15 protein-coding genes and 1 pseudogene are annotated in these 17,540 nt (G+C 53.2%); 7 read left to right on the top strand and 9 right to left on the bottom strand.

The genetic code is table 11. From position 1 onward, the window contains the following. Genes PSPTO_RS05770 through mobA form a run of 3 tightly spaced genes read right to left on the bottom strand, consistent with a single transcriptional unit; the run spans position 1 to position 3,123 of the window. Entirely contained in the window at positions 1–378 is a 378-nt protein-coding gene (locus PSPTO_RS05770; RefSeq protein WP_011103426.1) for a hypothetical protein, read from the bottom strand. 10 nt (positions 379–388) lie between these two features. Continuing rightward, positions 389–2,806: a TraI/MobA(P) family conjugative relaxase gene (traI, locus tag PSPTO_RS05765; RefSeq protein ID WP_011103425.1), complete on the bottom strand. Its 2,418-nt coding sequence runs from the start codon at positions 2,804–2,806 to the stop codon at positions 389–391. 2 nt (positions 2,807–2,808) lie between these two features. Then, positions 2,809–3,123: a plasmid mobilization protein MobA gene (gene mobA / locus PSPTO_RS05760; RefSeq protein ID WP_011103424.1), complete on the bottom strand. Its 315-nt coding sequence runs from the start codon at positions 3,121–3,123 to the stop codon at positions 2,809–2,811. A gap of 728 nt (positions 3,124–3,851) precedes the next feature. Between mobA and kwaA the strand changes: the two genes are divergently transcribed. Further along, entirely contained in the window at positions 3,852–4,457 is a 606-nt protein-coding gene (gene kwaA, locus PSPTO_RS30180) for an anti-phage protein KwaA (RefSeq protein ID WP_057443119.1), read from the top strand. Beyond that, on the top strand, positions 4,457–5,434 hold the full coding sequence (locus PSPTO_RS05750; RefSeq protein WP_011103422.1) for a DUF4868 domain-containing protein: 978 nt from the start codon (positions 4,457–4,459) through the stop codon (positions 5,432–5,434). Before kwaA ends, PSPTO_RS05750 begins: the two co-directional genes overlap by 1 nt. 185 nt (positions 5,435–5,619) lie before the next feature. On the opposite strand, the gene PSPTO_RS05745 is transcribed toward PSPTO_RS05750, so the two are convergent. The 4 genes from PSPTO_RS05745 to PSPTO_RS05730 are packed head-to-tail and all read right to left on the bottom strand — an operon-like array spanning position 5,620 to position 12,776. Continuing rightward, the gene (locus tag PSPTO_RS05745) at positions 5,620–8,742 is read right to left on the bottom strand and encodes a type I restriction endonuclease subunit R (RefSeq protein WP_011103421.1); all 3,123 of its coding nucleotides are present in this window, start codon (positions 8,740–8,742) and stop codon (positions 5,620–5,622) included. Beyond that, positions 8,739–9,791: a PDDEXK nuclease domain-containing protein gene (locus tag PSPTO_RS05740; protein ID WP_011103420.1), complete on the bottom strand. Its 1,053-nt coding sequence runs from the start codon at positions 9,789–9,791 to the stop codon at positions 8,739–8,741. Before PSPTO_RS05740 ends, PSPTO_RS05745 begins: the two co-directional genes overlap by 4 nt. After that, positions 9,788–11,056, bottom strand: a complete 1,269-nt coding sequence (locus PSPTO_RS05735; protein WP_011103419.1) for a restriction endonuclease subunit S — start codon at positions 11,054–11,056, stop codon at positions 9,788–9,790. The genes PSPTO_RS05740 and PSPTO_RS05735 overlap by 4 nt, the downstream gene beginning before the upstream one ends. Beyond that, on the bottom strand, positions 11,046–12,776 hold the full coding sequence (locus tag PSPTO_RS05730; RefSeq protein WP_011103418.1) for a type I restriction-modification system subunit M: 1,731 nt from the start codon (positions 12,774–12,776) through the stop codon (positions 11,046–11,048). Before PSPTO_RS05730 ends, PSPTO_RS05735 begins: the two co-directional genes overlap by 11 nt. A 196-nt stretch (positions 12,777–12,972) precedes the next feature. Between PSPTO_RS05730 and PSPTO_RS05725 the strand changes: the two genes are divergently transcribed. From PSPTO_RS05725 to PSPTO_RS05715, 3 genes are all read left to right on the top strand, one after another. Then, on the top strand, positions 12,973–13,350 hold the full coding sequence (locus tag PSPTO_RS05725; RefSeq protein ID WP_011103417.1) for a DUF2513 domain-containing protein: 378 nt from the start codon (positions 12,973–12,975) through the stop codon (positions 13,348–13,350). Then, positions 13,347–14,315 carry a tyrosine-type recombinase/integrase gene (locus PSPTO_RS05720; RefSeq protein ID WP_057443118.1) on the top strand — a complete coding sequence of 323 codons (969 nt, stop codon included), beginning with the start codon at positions 13,347–13,349 and terminating at the stop codon, positions 14,313–14,315. The genes PSPTO_RS05725 and PSPTO_RS05720 overlap by 4 nt, the downstream gene beginning before the upstream one ends. A gap of 443 nt (positions 14,316–14,758) precedes the next feature. Beyond that, complete coding sequence (locus PSPTO_RS05715; RefSeq protein ID WP_226992683.1) at positions 14,759–15,013, top strand: tyrosine-type recombinase/integrase; 255 nt, start codon at positions 14,759–14,761, stop codon at positions 15,011–15,013. 55 nt (positions 15,014–15,068) lie between these two features. On the opposite strand, the gene PSPTO_RS05710 is transcribed toward PSPTO_RS05715, so the two are convergent. After that, positions 15,069–15,311 carry a hypothetical protein gene (locus PSPTO_RS05710; RefSeq protein ID WP_057443116.1) on the bottom strand — a complete coding sequence of 81 codons (243 nt, stop codon included), beginning with the start codon at positions 15,309–15,311 and terminating at the stop codon, positions 15,069–15,071. 6 nt (positions 15,312–15,317) lie between these two features. Here PSPTO_RS05710 and PSPTO_RS05705 point away from each other — a divergent pair. Next, positions 15,318–15,719: pseudogene (locus tag PSPTO_RS05705) on the top strand (LexA family protein); the annotation flags it as partial. A gap of 217 nt (positions 15,720–15,936) precedes the next feature. Further along, on the top strand, positions 15,937–16,227 hold the full coding sequence (locus PSPTO_RS05700; protein ID WP_057443115.1) for a hypothetical protein: 291 nt from the start codon (positions 15,937–15,939) through the stop codon (positions 16,225–16,227). A gap of 755 nt (positions 16,228–16,982) precedes the next feature. Here the strand turns inward: PSPTO_RS05700 and PSPTO_RS05695 are convergent. Then, the gene (locus PSPTO_RS05695) at positions 16,983–17,201 is read right to left on the bottom strand and encodes a helix-turn-helix transcriptional regulator (RefSeq protein WP_011103414.1); all 219 of its coding nucleotides are present in this window, start codon (positions 17,199–17,201) and stop codon (positions 16,983–16,985) included. Positions 17,202–17,540 lie beyond the last annotated feature (339 nt).

Raw genomic sequence — 17,540 nt, 5'->3', positions numbered from 1 at the left:
TTAAAATTTTTTACCTAAGACAGCAAGCCGCTCTTTCATCAATTGGCCGTCACGCCGCATTTCTGCACGCAGGTCGTCCAGCTCCTCTGGGGTGAGCGAATAATACAGCGACCTCGTGGATGGTTCTTCAGTTGTGCGCTGCCCATCGACCCCGTCCGGGTCGAACTGCTCTCTATCGAATGTCATACCGCATACCTCTACATATTCAAAATTCGCATGGCACTCACGCCCCCAAGGATCATGCACCCACAAGTCACCAAAACCGTCCCGAATGACGTAATACGCGCCGGGGTCGTTACGCACCATGAGCGGCAAAACATCGTCGAACTCTTGCGTTTCCGGGTTGAACCGCCACACGTACTTCATTCTATCGAGCATGATCCCACCCTCACATATCCAAATCCGGCGAGTCCCGGTTCAATGAGTTCTGACGCTCACGCTCTTGCTCTTCCTGACGCTGCTGCAACCGCTGAGCTTCGGTCTGCCGTGCTGCTCGCTGATCGTCCTGATTCGGTGCTGCTGGCTCACTATCAACGTGCGTATTCATCAACGTTTGCATCGCATAATCGCACTTTTTTGTCCAAGCACTTACTGATGAATCATGCGTTTTTAACGCCTGACTCCACGCATCATCTCTAAACTTAATAGCGTCGGGATGATGGCTGTTTAAGTGATCGCACCGAGCCTCGGATGGGCGCTCTACGTTCTTGCCAAAATCATTGTCCCACTGCATGGCCTTGCCCTTCGCCATGTGTCGGCCAATGAAGCCGCCCGCCTTCTCCGGGTCTGGCCGCTTACCCCACAACTCCCGGTGTGTACGATTCAATCTAGACCGATACTGAGCCACATCAGCCTCGACAGCATCCATCTCAACATAATCACGGACTGGCCGAACCGGTGCCGGTGCTGATAGCGCCTGCTGCGCCTCATCTCGCGTCATAGCAGCCTGCCGGGGCGCTTTCTTGGCCTCGTGTTGCGCACGGATAACATCGACCTGCTGTTGATCCTCTATGAAGCGCTGACGCTTCTGGTCAATGTCGGCCTTGATGGCATCTTTGCGTTGCTGTTCAAGCTCAGGATCAGCAAACCGCACATCCAGCCGTCGCTCAACCGCGGTCGCAAGCACCCTTTCCCTGAATTCCTGCCCGCCGTGCACCGCTACAGCGCCGAATTTCTCCTTCGCCAGCAGCAACCCCATCTCGATGCTATCCGCATCGTTGCGGCTGTCCTGGTTGAAAGTGATGCGCTGTCCTTCATCCCGGAACGCTAACCGATCATTGACCGAATAGTTAACAGCACCAGTCGACCGATCAACAGTCCACGTAACACGCTCAGAAAGCCTTACAGGCCGTGCTGGGTCAAGATCGCTATCCGAAGTAGCCGCAAAATATGGCCGCTGTACGTCTGCAATATCTGGCTCTTCCTGCCGTTTGCTTTTGCGTTTATCTGCGTAGGCAAATCCCCGAAGCTGCGCTATGGCCGCCGGGTCGCCAGCCTCTGCACGATCTGTCACCCAGTCCCGATAAGAGGGGCATTTCTCTTTTCTGAAACTGGTATTTTCGGCCTTAATTAAAGCCTTTAATTCGTCTCGTTTGGCCGCAACCGTAAACGCTGCCACAGATGTAAGTGCTTTACGCTGATTGCCATATACCCCGCTTCTTCGGATCGCTTCCCTCGTTGCCTTATACTGATCTGTGAGCGACTTAAGACGTAGCTTGTGGCTATTGGCTAGTTCAGCTTTAGCCGGGGCTTTCGTGACCTTCCACTCATCAACAAACCCGTCATACTTACCACGCAGCTCTGCGCGTTCTTTGGCTCGCTTCTCACGGTTTTCTGTTCGCTTAGCTGGATCACGCAACGGACGATGCTTGCTGTAGGTCTGCTTCTCTGCCGCGCCCCGATCAAAGTACCGGGTTTGAAATTGTTCATACGGGCCAAGCTGCTTTATAAGTTTGCCGCCGCCAAGCTCCATAGCGGACGCCTTGATACAGATTCTTGGGTCTGCAGCGCTATGCACTCGGAACGCATTCATCTTGTCACTTGTAGGCCGAAGCTCCAAACCATGCTTAGCCAAAACACGATGTAGGGACTGCCAAGAAGAATCAAGCTTTTGTAACACTGCTTTAGCGTCATTTTTCGGCTCAGCCTGCGCATATGAGTAAAGCGACTCATTACCCATATGCTGCTCCATATCTTTGACCTTAGTAGGACGGCGTGTGCGCTTCTCTGCCTGCTCCTTACGGTACTCTTTTGCCGAACTCTTAGCCCAATCTACAACCTTGTTTCCGTCCCTTTCATGAACAGAAAACGGTCCGTTATCATGCTTCCATCCTTGGCTAAGCTCAATCTCCCTCATTGTTCTGTCGAGCTTGTAAAAGTCCCGGTCTGGGTAAACAGCCTTGTAGGTTTCAGGATTCACACGATTGACCATTAAATGTACATGATGATTATCGGTATCACGATGTACAGCGGCAACGAACTGGTGGTCCTGCATGCCTATCGCCACCATTGCCACTTGGCATGCCTCGAACGCTTGCCTATCTGTAGGCTTCTCGTCCTTCTGCCAAGAGATAACCGCGTGGTAGACCGGATCTTTAACCCGACCATTCATGTCCGCAACAGCCAGCATTTCACGCCAAGCAGTGTCACGGTCTAAACAGTTCGTCTCGACTGACAGCCTGTGACGCAACCGTCCCGTAATCTCGCCGGTTTCCGAGTCGATAACGTCGCGCTCCTCAATGTACTTTTGCAGACTTTTAAAGCTGCTCTTTCCATCGTTGCGCTTGTCGGGCACCTTCGCCAGCATTTTTAACCCTCGATCCTCTGAATCGCGCGTTTTATATTGACCAAAATTTCGCCATACTCTTTGGAGACAAGTCCACCGTTTGTATGCCCTCCGCCCTCAGTAAACAGATGCTTTTGTAGCCCTCCAAGACGACGTAGTTCGTTTATTATCTGGCTGTCTATAGTCGAACGTGTTTTGCGTTTCAATGCTGCGCAACGCAGGAATTCCGAAATGCTTACTCCGCTATCAATGGCCTTTTCTTTGATCTGGTCTGCCTCTTCCGGCAAACAGCGTAACTTGAGGTTTACTATGCGCTTACGGTTCTCACTTGATGACATAAACACCCCCTAGACAACACACGATCATGCTATTAACTGGCCGAATTGCGGCGGGGTCTCGGGGCGAAGCCCTGAGCAGGGGAAAAGGTTAGGACCGCAGAACGAGCGGAGCGAGTGGAGCGGGCCGGTGGCCTAACGACGCGAAGCGGCGGTGGGACAAACCCTACCCTGTCCTCTGCTCAACAAGGTAAACAGTACTGATAGCTGTATCAAGAGGGCAGCATAATTATTTTATATGAGTATAAGATATCAATTACCACAGTGTTGCCACAATGATTACACTGTACTACCACAATATGACCACATTGATTACACTGTACTACCACAATATAGCCACAATAACTACACAGTGTGACCGCAATACCGGCACTCAAATATTGTCAGTTTCTAGGTATTCACCTGTGCTCACTTGGATCGCCCCGAGTTCTCGGAGGCTAATTCTAGAGTCTCTCGCTTTCCATTTTCCTAGCTTGTGAATAAGTTCAGCTTTGTAACGCCCGTTGATGGTCACTGCTATTGCTAGGTTCTGAGTGTTGCAACCGATTTTTCTAAATACGGACTCGATGGCAGCGCTAGGAATAACATGTTGCTTAAGATAACATATGTTGCTTTTAAGATATTCAAACTTGCATGATAATTAAAATGAGCTAGACTGTTAGGATCAGCAACTAAGTATCGGGCATTTTGTATCGTATTTTTGTTGCCTTCTACAATCAGGACTGTCAGAAATGAGTAATACTTTTTTGAAGGCAATGCTATATATATTGTCTTTATGGCTGCTATTTTTTTCATTGGCAATTATGTCATACGACAAGATATTCCTGCTTAAAATCATTAGTATTGATTTTTCTGTTGCTTGGCAGCATCTCAAAGCTTTTGATCTGTCCTTTATGAAGTCGGCGAATTATATATTCCTTTTGAGCATTTTTTTTATGACTATTGGCGTCCTCAGTCTTGGACTTCTTTATGTGGGTTTTCTGGCGGGCTGGTCAGCGACTTACATAATAGAAGAGGTTTCTGATGAGAACCATGAGCACCTTGCTTTTTTGACAACATATATCATGCCTCTTGTCTTCACCGACGTGGACAAAAAAAGAACAGCTATTAATTTGGCTGTGATGATATTTGCCATTGGGGTCATATATGTTAAGACGAACAGGTTCTACTCAAACCCTTCTCTCGCGGTTATAGGATTTAGGATATACAAGGCAAAAATTAAAAACGAACCACAGAAAACATTTGTTCTCGTGTCTCACGGTCGATTGACAAACGGTTCAAAAATACAATACATCAAGCTTGATGATGACACATTGTTAGTCAGGGAGATTATTTAATGTTTAGCGGCCTTAATACATTTGTTGGTTCAAGCAGCACCACCGCAGAACTCTTTTTTGTATCCGAGACGTCAGCCGCACCTGGCGCTACAGTCGCGCTTACATTTAACCGAGTTAATTTGGACTCAAATGCCCAAACAGACTTGGCCTCAAACTTTAAGGCCAGTTTTCGGAGCGAAGTTATTGATATTTCAACAGGTCTATCTGTTCTGACAAAAATATCATCTCTGTTCAATAGCTCAAATAACGTATACGAGTACGATATCTTACCAAAAGCGCCGATTTTTGAGACCATAGAGCTCATATCGCTCTTGACAGTTAGCAGTACTGTTAATTCGTTTGATTTTGCAACACAGCCTTTAGAAAAAGTTAAAGGGATGGTTATCAAGCTCACGGATGGTAATACCAACTTATATCTTTATCAGCATAAGTTTCCCATAGCTCTACATAGAAAAAGCAAGTTATCGTTTATGAGCACTCAGAGAAATATACTAAAACGCGTTGGCCATGATGTAATTGATATTAACAAGAATATTGATTTCTTCATGTATAATGGGGTGCATTATATAGTAAATGTCAAAAGACTAGAGGCGTCTTATGGGCTAGATGCCGTCATTAACAACATGGTCAACCAAGTAATCCCCTTAATAGTTTCTTTGAATGTTATAGATATGAGCGCTCACGCCAACCCTTTAGAAATATTTGATGACCTTAAAAAGAATAAGTCAAGCATGAGAAAAATTGCGAAAATATTAAATGGCCGAATTTTGTCTGTCGGACTGACAATCCCTCAAATAATCAATGTCTGTAATGATTTCCCTGTTTTTAGTAGAGGTATAACTTTTAGTAATAATTTTGTTGATCTTAGCTCGCAAAAAAAGAAACTCATTTTTATACGAATGCTCAACGACGAAGCAGTGCGCTCGGCATTGACCAACGATGTATCTCTTGCTGACGATAGAGAGTCAGCCGCTTAATAGCCAGTACAAATATAGTGTGGCCGACTTTGGTGCAGTCGTTCTATATCCAGACCAAAGTCGTCGCTTTACTGCTGAATTATGCGACAACCTTGCATGCGCTGGATTTATTGGCTCTGACCTGTCGCATAAATCGGTCGCCGGTAGTAGTCAGCGTACAAAGACATTTCAGCCTGTGCGCGTTGCTACAACCATGCCTCACAAAGAGTTTCCGCCTGATTGAGGATGAGCTGAGCCGCTTCCTCCGCGTGATCCGGCGGGTACTTGTATTTGCGCAAGATGCGTCGCACCAGGATGCGCAGTTTGGCCCTCACACTTTCGCGGCTGTTCCAGTCCACACTGACGTTGGCCCGCAGACTGGCCGTCAGCTCGTGGGCAATTTTGGCCAGGATCTCGTGGCCCAGTTCGCGTACCGATGCTTCGTTGTTGGCCAAGGCATCGTAAAACGCCAGTTCGTCATCGTTGAGCCCCAACGCATCGCCACGCTGACTGGCGGCTGCGAACTTCTTGGCCATTCCGATCAGTTCTTCGATGACCTGGGCGGTTTCAATCGAGCGGTTTTGATAGCGTTTGATCACATTGACCAGTAGCTCGGAGAACTTCTTCTCCTGGGCCAGATTGGTGCTGTAATGGCTCTTGATCTCATCTTCGAGCAAACGCTCCAGCAGCTCCACTGCCAGATTCTTCTCGGGAAGATTCCGCACCTCGGCGAGAAACGTATCGTCGAGTAGGCCGATATTTGGTTTATCCAGGCCCACGGCCTGAAAAATGTCCACCACGTCGCCAGAGACCACGGCATTGCCGATGATCTGGCGGATGACTAGCTCGCGTTCTTCGTCGGTCTTTTTCTGCTGGCTGACTTCACGCTTGATCAAGATCACCTTGATTGCCTGGAAGAACGCCACTTCCTCGCGGACGGCCTTGGCTTCATCCAAGGTGCAGCACAAGGTAAAGGCTTTGCTCATGGCCAGTGCGGTGTCGGCAAAGCGCTTCTTGCCATCTTCCAGACTCAACACATGGTTAGCGGCCCCGGCCAACAGCTTGTGGCCCCCGGTGAGGAAATCGCTGCAATCGAAGCCGTGCAGCAGACTGCGCAGGACGTCGAGCTTCTCCTCCAGCACCGAATAGGCTTCGTGGGCATCCACGGTCGGTCGGCCTTTGCCCTTGCTGCCGGTGTACTCCTTGAGCGCAGCTTTCAGCTCATTGGCGATTCCGATGTAATCCACCACCAGGCCGCCCTGCTTGTCCTTGAATACGCGGTTGACCCGGGCGATGGCTTGCATCAGGTTATGGCCCTTCATGGGCTTGTCGACGTACAGCGTGTGAACGCAGGGAGCATCAAAGCCGGTCAGCCACATGTCACGGACGATTACTAGCTTGAGTGGATCAAGCGGATCCTTAAAGCGTTTTTCCAGGCGCCTCTTGATCTGCCCTGAGTAGATGTGTGGACGCAGCGAAGCCTTGTCCGAGGCGCTACCCGTCATGATGACCTTGATTGCGCCTTTTTCTGGATCTTCGTCATGCCACTCCGGGCGCAGGGCGGTGATCTCGTTGTACAGGTGCACGCAGATCTCCCGGCTCATGGCAACGATCATGGCCTTGCCAGGCATCTGGCCCATGCTTACCAGGCCCTGATTACGCTCCTCCGAATGTTTGACCAGATCAGCTGCAACGTTGCGGATACGTGGTTCGGCTCCGACGACTTTTTCTAGCGCGGCCCAACGGCTTTTTAACCGTGACTGCTGGTCGTCCTCTTCATCTTCGGCCAGTTCATCGAACTGATCATCAATCGCGGGTAGCTCGCTATCTTTCAAGGACAGCTTGGCCAGTCGCGATTCGTAATAGATGGCGACCGTTGCGCCATCTTCGGTGGCCTGCTGCATGTCGTAAATGTGAATGTATTCACCGAAGACCGAACGGGTGTCGCGGTCTTCACTGGAGACGGGTGTGCCGGTGAAAGCCACAAAGGTCGCGTTCGGTAGTGCATCGCGCAGGTGCTGGGCATACCCGACCTGGTAACGGGTCTGGCTCGCGGTGTCAGCCGTCGCTTCTGAGACTTTCAACTCAGCACCAAAGCCGTATTGGGTGCGATGTGCTTCGTCAGCAATGACCACGATATTGGAGCGGTCGGACAAGATCGGAAAGATGTCCTCATCCGCACCCGGCATGAATTTCTGGATTGTGGCAAAGACAATGCCGCCACTCGGCCGATTGGTCAGTTTGCTGCGCAAGTCACCGCGCGATTCCACCTGAAAGGGCTGTTCACGCAACAGATCATGGGACAGCGAGAACACCCCGAACAACTGGCCGTCCAGGTCGTTGCGATCGGTGATCACCACGATGGTCGGGTTCTCCATTGCCGCGTCCTGCATCACCCGGGCGGCGAAGCAGGTCATGGTGATGCTCTTGCCCGAACCCTGGGTATGCCAGACCACGCCGCCTTTATGGGTACCACCGGGACGCGAGGCACTGACCACTTGGCCAATGGCGGCGCGTACGGCGTGGAACTGGTGATAGCCGGCAATCTTCTTCACCAGTCGGCCGTCGTCCTCAAACAGCACGAAGTAGCGCAGGTAATCGAGCAGCATCGGCGGTGCCAGAGCACCGCGCACCAAGGTCTCCAGTTCATTGAACTGACCCAGTGGGTCGAGATCTTTGCCGTCGATGGTGCGCCAGTTCATGAAGCGTTCAACATCAGCCGACAACGAGCCCATGCGCGCTTCACTGCCGTCAGAAATCACCAGGATTTCGTTGTACTGGAACAGATCCGGGATCTGCTCCTTGTAGGTCTGGATCTGATCGAAGGCCTTGCCCAGGTCGGCTTTTACATCGGCCGGGTTTTTCAGCTCCAGCAGCACCAATGGCAGGCCGTTGACGAACAGGATGATGTCTGGACGCCGGGTATGTTTTGGCCCTTGGATGCTGAACTGATTGATGGCCAGCCAGTCATTGGCCTTCACCTCGACCCAGTCGATCAAGCGCACGAAGTCGCCACGGGTCTCACCGTCCTTTTGATACTGCACCGGTACGCCACTGACCAACAGACGATGAAACAGGCGGTTGGCCGACAGCTGTACCGGCAGACCCAGTTCCTGCACCTGCTTGAGGGCATCCTCACGTGCTGCAAGCGGTACCTTGGGGTTAAGCCTGACTATAGCGCTGCGCAAGCGCTCGACCAGGAGCACCTGACGGTAGTTGTCACGTTCCGGGCTCTCGCCGTCATAGGCGATAGTCGGCCCGTAGACATGGCTGTAGCCCGTTTCTGCCAGCCAGCCGAGGGTTTCCTGTTCCAATTGGTCTTCGGTCATTCCAGTTCACTTCCTGTGTCCAGTTCCCCAGCCAGCTCCGCCTCGATTTCGGCAATGCTTGGCAGGCTGCGGCCCAAGGTTTCGGGCAAATCGCGTAAGAGTTGGTATTCGGCGACGCCGATAGGTTTGTCGATACCGGATAGCGCGTACTCGGCCACCAGGCGGTTCTGCTGCTTGCACAGCAGCAGCCCGATAGTAGGCTTGTCGTCTTCAGTTTTGACCTGCGCATCCACCGCTGCCAGGTAGAAATTCAGCTGGCCAGCATGTTCGGGTTTAAAGGCCGTGGCCTTGAGCTCTACCACCACGTAGCACTTGAGTCGGGTGTGATAGAACAGCAGGTCGATGAAGAACTCATCACCCCCAACTTCCAAACGAAACTGGCGGCCGACGAAAGCAAAACCAGCACCCAATTCCAGCAAGAAACGCGTGATATGACGGATCAGTCCGGCTTCGATCTCGCGCTCCTGGGCATCATGGCCCAGACCCAGAAAATCGAACAGGTAGGGATCTTTCAGGGTTTCCTGTGCCAAAGCCGATTCAGCGGCTGGCAGGCGGGTTACAAAGTTGGTGACCGCTGAGCCTTGCCGTTGCTGCAGGCGACTCTTGATATTCAGCTCCAACGTGCTGCGTGACCAGCCATGCAGCACGGTTTGCTGCGCATACCATTCACGCTCGGCAGGACTGTCCAGCTTGGTCAGCAGGGTCACCACATGGAACCAGGGCAATTGGGCAGCAGCCTGCTGCCCAAATTGACCCTCCGGGCAGTGCTCGGCGAAAAACGCCATGTACTTGAGGTTGCGGCCGGAAAAGCCGCGGATCTCGGGAAAGGACTCGGTGAGGTCGCGGGCCAGACGCTCGATAACCTTGGCACCCCAGCCCTGCGCTTCCTGGCGTTGTCGAATTTCGCCGCCGAGGCGGTGATAAAGCTGCACCAACTCGGCATTGACCGCTAAGGCGGCGCGTTGTCGGGCCTGAGTGATATCGCCTTTAAGCTGAGTCAGCCAGTCGGCGTAGCCCTCGGGCAGTGCGGGATTCCTCGATGGGCTCATGCACACACCGCTTCGATCTGCGCCTCAGCTTCCGGCAGGCGCAGCTGGCCGGAGATCAAGCGCGGCAGTAGAGTGTCGCGAAGCTGAGTGAGGGTTCGCATTTGATCGATGTTGTTCTGGCAGCGCTCAGAAAGGGTTTCAGTCACAGCAGAGAAACACTGTACCAGTTCTTGCGACGGACACGCGAACTTGTAGGAACCGACACCATCCTTGGCCAAGTGCAAAACCGTCGTGCCCGACGTATGTGCGAAAGTATGGCTCTGGAACAGCTCGGTGCGAAATAAGCCGTACAAATACTGACGGCTAACCCTTGGGTTGTTTGTCCTTACAATTCCGACATCTAGAGAAGCAACAAGCGTTTGATAATCCTCAACCCCGACAACAATTGCGGGTTTACCGATCAGCTCCGCAGCTTGTGTAACGTCGGTATAGGCAATTATTAGATCTCCTGGAACAACCACCTGTGTTTGCTTATAGCTTCCAGTGTATGGCTTGAAGCCATCGAGGCGGAAACCGCCACCACGAGAAAAAGACTTAAGGGTGACGAGGGCTGTGTGATGCGACTCTGCAAGTTCCGTACTTTTGTAAGACTTACCTTTAACGACTTCTGCCACATTAGCAATACTTTCTATGATCCACCCCGTTGGTACCAACCCCAACTCGGACTCTTCAAAATTGTCGGGAAACAGCGCCGCCGTGGCCGCATCCATCCCCTCCGGCTCAAGCCCTGCGACCTTGGCCCGCACCGGATCGAAATCGACAAACCAGGATTTGAACAGCGCCTGGGCTATGGATTCCAGGGTGGTGTTGGTTTCGACTAGCAGGGCGATGCGGTCGTCAAGGGCAGCGAGCAACTTGGAAATAGCCATTTGCTCATTTGGCTGAGGTACACGAATAGATACCGGGTACAGGTTATTCCTATTCAAAGACGGTTGAGCGCTACCAGAGTTAAACCCCGAAAAGTCGAATACCCTCATGAAGTAAAAAACAAACTTTGGATGGTTCCCCTTAAAGTCGGTGACATATAGCGCAGTATTCAACGGCCAGTAATCCTGATCCGTATATGCCGCCACACCAAAGGATGCGCCACTTCGGCCAATTGTCACGCCGGGGCCTTTGGCTTTGACGGTATCGTGATAACCAGTAATACCAAATGAGCCAAGAATGGGCACTGATCCCAATTTTCGATTTTGATCCGGCAGATCATGACCACGTTGGATAGCAACGAAATCTCCAAACGTAATTTCGCGCCACTCAGAACTCATAACCCAGCCCCCCCAGCTTGTGGCGGATCAACTGATCGAGCTCAGTGCCCTTGGCCAGCTGTTCACCCAAGAGCGCAGTAAGGTCCTGCATTTTGTCGGCAAAGGCTTCGTCGTCATCCTCGACGGCCTCGGCCCCGACATAACGCCCTGGGGTCAGCACATGACCATGCTCGGCGATTTCCGCCAGAGGCACACTGCGGCAGAAACCGGCAACGTCAGCGTATTCGGCGATCTCGCCGTCGACCTCCAGTGGCACCCCGCGCCAGTTAGCAACGGTCTGCGCGATGCTTTCGATGTCGCTATCCAGCAGTTCGATCTGCACCCGACTAATGTTGGTGCCGAGCTTGCGCGCGTCGATAAACAGCACTTCGCCAGGACGTTTGTTTTTTTGCTTGGCCAAAAACCACAGGCAGGCCGGGATTTGCGTGTTGAAAAACAGTTGGCCGGGCAGGGCGACCATCACTTCGACCACGTCGGCCTCGACCATGGCGCGGCGGATGTCACCTTCGCTGTTCTGGCTGGAGCTCATCGAGCCGTTCGCCAGGACGATGCCAGCGCGACCGCTGGATTTGAGGTGAAACAGCATGTGCTGCAGCCAGGCGTAGTTGGCATTGCCTTGTGGCGGCGTGCCATAGACCCAACGTGAATCGCCGTCGAGGCTGCCGTGCCACCAGTCGCTGATGTTGAACGGTGGATTGGCCAAGACGAAGTCGGCCCGCAGATCGCTGTGCTGATTGCGGATAAAGCTGTCGGCCGGTTCCTTGCCCAGGTTGAAATCCATGCCACGAATGGCCAGGTTCATCGCCGCCAAGCGCCAGGTGGTCGGGTTGGATTCCTGACCGTAGATGGAAACATCTCCCAGCTTGCCGCCGTGGGCTTCGATGAATTTTTCTGACTGGACAAACATGCCGCCGGAGCCGCAGCAGGGGTCGTAGACCTTGCCATGGTGCGGGTTGAGCACAGCCACCAGGGTCTTGACGATGCTCGCCGGGGTGTAGAACTGTCCGCCACGCTTGCCTTCGGCACTGGCGAACTGGCCGAGGAAGTATTCATAGACTTGGCCCAGCAGGTCACGAGCTTTGTTTGCGTCGCTGCTAAACCCAATGATGGAAATCATATCGACCAGTTCGCCAAGCTTGCCATCCGGCAACTGGGCGCGGGCATAACGCTTGTCGAGAATGTTCTTTAGCTGGGGGTTTTCCGCTTCGATATCGGCCAGGGCGTCATCAATACGCTTGCCGATGTCAACCTGTTTAGCGGCTGCACGTAGCGACTCCCATCGCGCCGGCTCCGGTACCCAGAACACATTCACTTCTTTGTAATAGTCACGCTCTTCGAGCTCTGAGGCCAGATACGTCGGATCGTCACCGCCCAAGTAATAATCGTCGCCAGCATCGGAAAATTTGCGTTCCAGTTCCGCGCGGCGGCCAGCAAAGCTGTCGGAGATGTACTTGAGGAAGATCAGACCAAGCACGATGTGCTTGTACTCTGCGGGATCCATGTTGGCCCGCATCTTATCGGCGGTGGCCCACAGGGTCTTTTCCAGGTCTTGCAGGGTACTGCTGGTGGCAGTCACAGCCGCTTTGCGCCCGGGCTTTTTCTTCAGTGGCTCGAATTCTGGCTCGGCACCGCTTTCGTTTGGAGAAAAACGCGCCCGGGCTTCATTGAGTGCCTGCTCGGCGAGGCTGTTGATGGCCTGTTCGCCCTTCTGATCCGTCATGCACTGCTCCTACTTCTCACGCCGATTAATGGCGCGGTCAAAAAATGAACATCCAGCCAAAATGCCGGGTGTATATGGGCAGCATGATAACGGCTCAGCGGTCTTTCGTCAGAATTCCTCGGCACTAGGTGGCGGTGGGCCATCTTAATTGTATATGTGATAATGTCCTTTATCACATATAGGAAAGGACACCCTAATGAAGCTCGACAAAGACCTGGTGCGCCAGATTCTTCTCACCATCGAATCCAATGACCAGCCTCCACTTGGTTGGATGACTCTGAAAATTGATGGCCATTCTCCCGAGTTCGTGTCGTATCAGGTCATGCAGCTGCACGATGCAGGGTTCATCGTTGGGGAGAAGCTTGGTGGGCTAAATCATTTCGAATGGCAACCCAAGCGGCTGACATATAAAGGGCACGAATTTCTCGACACCGTCCGAGATGGTGAGATCTGGCGGCGTACCAAAGCCGGCGCTGAAAAGGCGGGTGTTGCCGGCCTCGGCGTGTTGCTAGAGCTTGGAAAGGCCTACGGCAAGGAAGTGCTCAAGGAAAAACTGGGGATCGAGCTGCCGTGAGCGGGCTTGTCCTGACAGGTTCGGTTAGCGCGGATGTCCCCGTATTGGTCAGTCAGGCCGGTGAGCGTGCGGGCATGCGCTTTCTGGAGTTCTTCACGGCCAATATTCGCAACCCAAATACCCGCAGGGCTTATGCCAGGGCCACCCAGGAGTTCTTGACCTGGTGTCAGGTTGTAGGTGTCCCCAGCCTGACTGAAGTGTCCCCGCTGCACGTCGCCACGTGGATCGAGCTGCAGATGCAGACATTGGCCGCCCCCTCGGTGAAACAGCGTCTGGCCGCAATCAGGCACCTGTTCGATTGGCTGGTGGTAGGTCAGGTCGTGCCCCATAACCCCGCCGCCTCGGTGCGTGGGCCCAGTCATACCAGCCGCACCGGCAAGACGCCGGTACTGGAGCCCTTGGAAGCGCGGCAGCTGCTGGACAGCATCGATATCTGCACCCCGGCAGGCCTGCGCGACCGGGCGCTGATAGCATTGATGGTGTTTTCCTTTGCCAGGATCGGCGCAGCCTTGGCGATGAAGGTCGAGGATGTCTATATCCAGAACCAGCGGCTGTGGGTGCGATTAAAGGAAAAGGGCGGCAAGCAGCATGTAATGCCCTGTCAACACTCGCTAGAAGCGTACCTGCATGCATACCTAGTTGAGACCGGTATTGACAATGATCCAAAAGGGCCGCTGTTCCGTACGATTGGGCGGGGTACCGAGCAGCTGAGCGTTAACGCCCTGCCGCAGGCCAATGCCCATGCGATGGTGCGCCGACGTGCCTTGGCGGCAGGGATCAAAACGTCAATCGGCAACCATACATTCCGGGCCACCGGAATCACGGCCTACCTGAAGAATGGCGGCACCCTAGAAAATGCAGCGGCGATGGCCAATCACGCGTCGACGCGTACTACGCAGCTATATGACCGGCGACGTGACGAGATCAGCCTTGACGAGGTCGAGCGGATACGACTGGATCGCTAGTTACGCCTGAACGAGGCATATGCATCCAGAAGGCCGTCAAAAAGATAGGAAAGTCATGACGCGCAGGGACCTTAATACCTGGTGCGCTCGCGCCGTGAGGCGCTGCGCACTTGGGCGCCTTGCCGAAGGCATCGGCATCAAGACCTTTACGGCTGAGCTGTAGGAAATTTCCGATTCGGAAACTTTTCGGCTTTTTCTCGCGTGCGAGAAAAGTGCGCTGAAACACAAACAATGCCGGTCTGTCCGGGGTTTTCAGCCACCGCTGATGTCACCGTTCGTTAGCCCGTGACTGCTATCGTCCAAATCTGATCGCTATCACTTAACGGTGAGCTACCCTTAGCTCATGCACTTCGGCATGCGACCTTTGGAGCCTTATTGAGACCTAGCAGAGGCGCGTGGCCGCTGGAATGTCCCCAAAATGTTAGTAGTAGCCCCCAAGTGTCATGCAGCGTGGACATAATGATCTGCGCGACCGGGCGTTGATTGCGTTAATGGTCTTTTCCTTCGCCCGGATCGGCGCAGCGCTAACCATGAGGGTTGAGGACGTGTACACGCAAAACCGACGCTTGTGGGTACGGCTGCGCGAGGAAGGCGGTAAACAGCACGCAATGCCATGTCATCATCACTTGGAAGAATATCTGCACGCGTATCTAAAGCAGAGTTGGATTGAAACGATCCTAAAGGGCCTGTCCTGTTAAGAAAGCAGGGGCTGGATGTGATCCGCATAAATGGGTGTAGCAACTATGCCGGACTCTAGCTGATGCGGAGCAAAATTCTCGTGGTGGTTTCGATAGTCAGCCGCTGGTAATACTCGCTGTTTTTCAACGACGTGTTGGCGGTCTCAATCAGGCGAGCGCGGGCGTCTGCCGTAGCCTGTGCCGCCCTCGCCTCCGCTTCAGCGAGCTTGTCGGCCGCATCGGCGGTCTTTTTGAACCCGGCGGTTACGTCGTCGGCGGCTTTTCCGGCCTTGCTGCCGGCTTCCGTGAGTTTGTCCAAGTCGGTATGTACCGCTACCCTGTAGTGAGCTGGGTCGCGGCCGGCGATTGGTCGGAAGCGGTTGAGCCTTATCCGCCAGGTGCTGCTGATGAGTACGACGTGTCTGACTACAAGGCCAAGGGCCCGGCGTTTTGGCTGGTGGTTAAAGGGGACTCGATGACGGCACCTACTGCCCCTTCGATTCCAGAGGGCTCACAGATACTCGTAGACACCCGGGCAGAAGTACTCCCAGGCAAGCTGGTGATCGCGAAGCTGGCCGGCAGCAACGAGGCGACTTTCAAGAAGCTGGTAGAATATGGCGGCGTCAGATACCTGAAGCCCCTGAACTCGGCCTACCCCACGGTGCAGTGCACCGAAGACTGCAGGATCATTGGGATTGTGGTCAGGTCGCTGACGAAGTTTGCGTGACCGGCCGGGTGGCGTCGTAAGGGTGGAGCCTACAATAAGGCAAAGCCGGCACTGCGCCGATGCTTTGTAAATAATTGAATTTCATCAACTAGATGGATCTAAATTCATGCGTCTCAGGTTCTTATTACTGGTCCTGCCATGCAGCGCCTTGTTCGCTAATTCGTCAAATGCAGCGGTAGATCAAAACACGCTATGCTCCGCATACTACGGAGTTCTCATGGTAGCTGGGGATCAGCCTGACATCAGCAGGGAGATATCTTCAGAGGCCTACCTTACATTCTTCAAGCTCGCAGGTGGCGACTCCGAGGCTGAGGGTCAGGTCTCGGTACTGATGACGCAGATAGTCAAAGACATTCCCAAAGGGAAAATGACTCCACAAAATATTGCGCCTTTAAGAGCTCGCTATGACTCGCCGTGTAAGGCGATTTTAGAAAACGAGCTATCCAAAGAGCTATCCAAGATGAAAAAGCCCCATGAAAGACAGGACATCGTTCCCCCCTTAAGATAAGGGATGGTCAAACGGGTATGTTTATCAGTAACAGCAACGATATTGGCTCTCACAACAAAGGTGGGACCTGTAAGTAACTGAACGAGCCCCATGAAAGACAGGACACCGTTCCCCCCTTAAGATAAGGGATAGGAGCCCGGCCGAGCGCCGGGCTTTTTCGTTCTACCCCTTGCACTCCCTCTGCTGCCGATCAGAGGCAAGCCTTCTCAGCCTCATTTCCCCTTTCACCTCAAGTACTGTTTCGCACCCTTGAGCACGGCACTGGGCAGCTAAGTCAAGCCGCGCTGCCCCAAGCCAATGCGCATGCCATGGTTCGGCGCCGTGCCGCTGCTACAAAACGTTGATAGGAAATCACACGTTTAGAGCCACCGGTATGCGTGCTGGTTGCGGGCAGGTCCTCGTCCGCGTGACTTGAATCAGATGGGGAGAGCCTCACAGCTTTGTGAAAGGTCATCCCTCCCCCCCAAAGCACCCAGGGTTGTACTGAACAATCTGTCTAATCCGATTGAGTGCATATGACCTGCTCCCACCGTCAAGACCATGAAACATCGGACTTAGCTTTCTTGAATTTCCCATCGGGCACATTGCCTCTGTGCGTCAAAGCACACCTACTTGCGAACAGCAGGGATGGGAGCTAGGATGCTAACTAGTCGATAGCTACATCGTAATGTTGTGCCTCAACCGCCAAGCTGAGGAACGCGACACACCCCTGCTGTAGTCACCAGAAGCCCGCTCGCCAAAGCGGGCTTCTGCATTCAGGGGTTCTGCTGAGCAGCGGATTCGATTGTCGAGTGTCGCTTGACTGTTTTTGACTCGAGCCAATGATCAAGATCGTGCTCGAACCAGCCTACTATCCCGCCGCTCAGTTGCACCGAAGCCGGGAAGGATGGGTCGTTACGCTCAAGACGCCAAAGTGTTGAAGGGTTGATGCCCCCGAGTTTTTTGCAAACGGCTTTCCGGCGAATGATCTGCATGGCTACCTCTGCCCTCTATCAATTTGCATGCAGTGTCATCAGCGGGCGTTCCAAGGTCACGGATTCCGGCTTTATTATTTTCGCGCTCAAAAATCCGTGACTTACAGCCTCGGTCAAAGCCGCTTTGGGGAGGTGGGACGGCTGGGGCTGCTAAGCGGTAGCAAGCACCAAAGTGTATATGGAGGTGACTATATTTTTTTGATCCGCACGTGAAACCCATGGATTTCGGGCCCTACAGACCAGATCTACGGTTTAACGTGTAAACCACAGGCAGCATCCAGCGGGATCGCGGCGAGCGCAGATCTCTCTATCACGAAAGCCCCATTATCCGGGGCTTTC

The sequence above is a fragment of the Pseudomonas syringae pv. tomato str. DC3000 genome, assembly GCF_000007805.1.
Lineage (GTDB): Bacteria > Pseudomonadota > Gammaproteobacteria > Pseudomonadales > Pseudomonadaceae > Aquipseudomonas > Aquipseudomonas avellanae.
Note: the sequence above shows the minus strand (reverse complement) of the source record. Positions and strands in the feature narration are given on the sequence as shown.